This window comes from Nocardia sp. NPDC060220, from assembly GCF_042727815.1.
GTDB lineage: Bacteria > Actinomycetota > Actinomycetes > Mycobacteriales > Mycobacteriaceae > Nocardia.
On record NZ_JBHWZY010001009.1, the window covers coordinates 1 to 2,246 of the forward strand.

Here is a 2,246-nt window from a genome sequence, read left to right on the forward strand (position 1 = left end):
CTTCGAACTCGAGCGCGACGCGATCTTCAAACGCGCCTGGCTCAATGTCGGTCGTATCGAACAGCTGCCACGCACCGGCAGCTATTTCACCAAGGAGATCCACGCCGCGCACTCCTCGATCATCCTGGTCCGCGATCGCGACGGCAGTGTCAACGCCTTTCACAACATCTGTCGGCATCGCGGAAACAAGCTGGTGTGGAACGAGTTTCCCCGCGAGGAGACCTCCGGCACCTGCCGCCAGTTCACCTGCAAATACCACGGCTGGCGCTACGGCCTCGACGGCGCGCTGACCTTCGTTCAGCAGGAGAGCGAGTTCTTCGACCTGGACAAGGACAGTCTCGGGCTCGCGCGCGTGCACTGCGAGGTCTGGTCGGGGTTCATCTTCGTCAATCTCGCCGCGCAACCACGTCAGACGCTGCGCGAGTTCCTGGGCCCGATGGTGACCGGTCTCGAGGGATACCCGTTCGACCAGCTGACCGAACGCTATTCCTACAAGGCCGAGGTCGGCGCCAATTGGAAGCTCTACCTGGACGCGTTCCAGGAGTTCTACCACGCGCCGATTCTGCACGGAAAGCAGACGCCCGACAATTTCTCCGTGGCCGCCCAGCAGGCGGGATTCGAAGCACCGCACTACCAGCTCGACGGGCCGCACCGGCTGGTCAGCACCTCCGGGGTGGTGACCTGGGAACTCGACGCGTCGATGCGTAAACCTATGGAGGACATCACCCGCAGTGGCCTGTTCGGCCCCTGGGACGTGCCCGATCTCGGTGCGATGCCGGCCGGGCTCAACCCCGCGGGCTGTGACCCATGGGGGCTGGATTCGTTCCAGCTGTGGCCGAATTTCACGATTCTCATCTGGTCCGGCGGCTGGTATCTCACCTACCAGTACTGGCCGACCTCGCACAACACTCACATTTTCGAGGGCAACCTGTACTTCACCCCCGCCCGTACCCCCCGCGATCGCGTCGCCCGCGAAATGGCGGCGGTCACCTTCAAAGAATATGGGCTGCAGGACTCTTCGACGCTGGAAGCGACCCAGCTCATGCTCGAGTCGCGCGCGGTGACGACATTCCAGCTCAACGACCAGGAGATCCTGCTCCGGCACCTGCACAAGGTCGCCGCGGACTGGGTCGGCGACTATCAGCGCGAACGTACGGAGGCCAAGCGGTGAGCGCGCAGCTACTGCCGATCGAATTCGGCGATCTCGAGCAGTTCGCCGAGAAATGGTGTCTGGCTGACGAAACCCAACGCTACGACCAGCGCTTGGGCTCCACGATGCCCGACATGCAGCGGTTCTACGACGCGATCGCCGCACGGGCCGAGGACGCGCTCACCTACTGCGACAAGTTCTCGATCGACGACATGCCCGAGGACGCCAAAAACCTGATGTACCTGCTGTATTCGATGATCCAGGTGTCGTTTCCCATCGAGGTGTGGCGACAGCCGCGCATCCCGGACACCGGGTCGGCGTCGTTGACCTGTGTGATCGAGCCCGCCCTGTGAGCGGCCGGTCCATCGTGTTGCGAGCCGCGGCCTGGGTCGACGTCGAGACCGGGCAGCGGCACACGCAGGCGGTGATCGTCGTCGACGACAACCGGATCACCGCGATCAACCCGGTCGAGGTGCCCGTCGACGCGCAGGTCATCGATCTCGGTGCGCTCACGCTGCTGCCCGGATTGATGGACATGGAGGTCAACCTGCTCATCGGCGGGCCCGACAATCCCTCGGGATTGCCCAACCCGATGCACGGTGTGCAGGACGATCCGGTCTATCGGACACTGCGGGCCTCGGTGAACGCGCGCGTCACCCTGCACGCCGGCTTCACCACCGTACGCAACCTCGGCCTGATGGTGAAGACCGGCGGCTATCTGCTCGATGTGGATCTGCACCGCGCGATCGAACAGGGCTGGCTGGAGGGCCCGCGCATCGTCGCGGCCGGGCACGCCATCACCCCGACCGGCGGTCACCTCGATCCGACGATGTTTCAGCGTCTGGCGCCGCACATCATGCCGATCACGGTGGAGGAGGGCCGCGCCAACGGCGTGCCGCAGGTCCGCGAATCCGTGCGCTACCAGATCAAATACGGCGCCGAGGTCATCAAGATCTCGGCATCGGGCGGGGTGATGTCGCACGGCACCGTCGCCGGAGCGCAGCAGTACTCCGACGAGGAACTGGCCGCGATCGTCGACGAGGCGCATCGGGCCGGGGTGCACGTGGCCGCGCACGCCCACGGCGACGCGGGCATC

Annotated in this window: 3 protein-coding genes; all 3 read left to right on the plus strand. The window is 65.0% G+C overall.

The window, feature by feature from the left end; translation table 11 throughout:
* Window positions 1-1,171 (plus strand): aromatic ring-hydroxylating dioxygenase subunit alpha (locus tag ACFWF3_RS32935; RefSeq protein WP_379317800.1); only part of this gene is annotated, 1,171 nt, incomplete at its 5' end.
* On the plus strand, window positions 1,168-1,503 hold the full coding sequence (locus ACFWF3_RS32940; RefSeq protein ID WP_379317802.1) for a hypothetical protein: 336 nt from the start codon (window positions 1,168-1,170) through the stop codon (window positions 1,501-1,503). The genes ACFWF3_RS32935 and ACFWF3_RS32940, both read left to right, overlap by 4 nt.
* Window positions 1,500-2,246, plus strand: a 747-nt coding sequence (locus ACFWF3_RS32945) for an amidohydrolase family protein (protein WP_379317804.1), incomplete at its 3' end; no start/stop codon positions are given. The genes ACFWF3_RS32940 and ACFWF3_RS32945, both read left to right, overlap by 4 nt.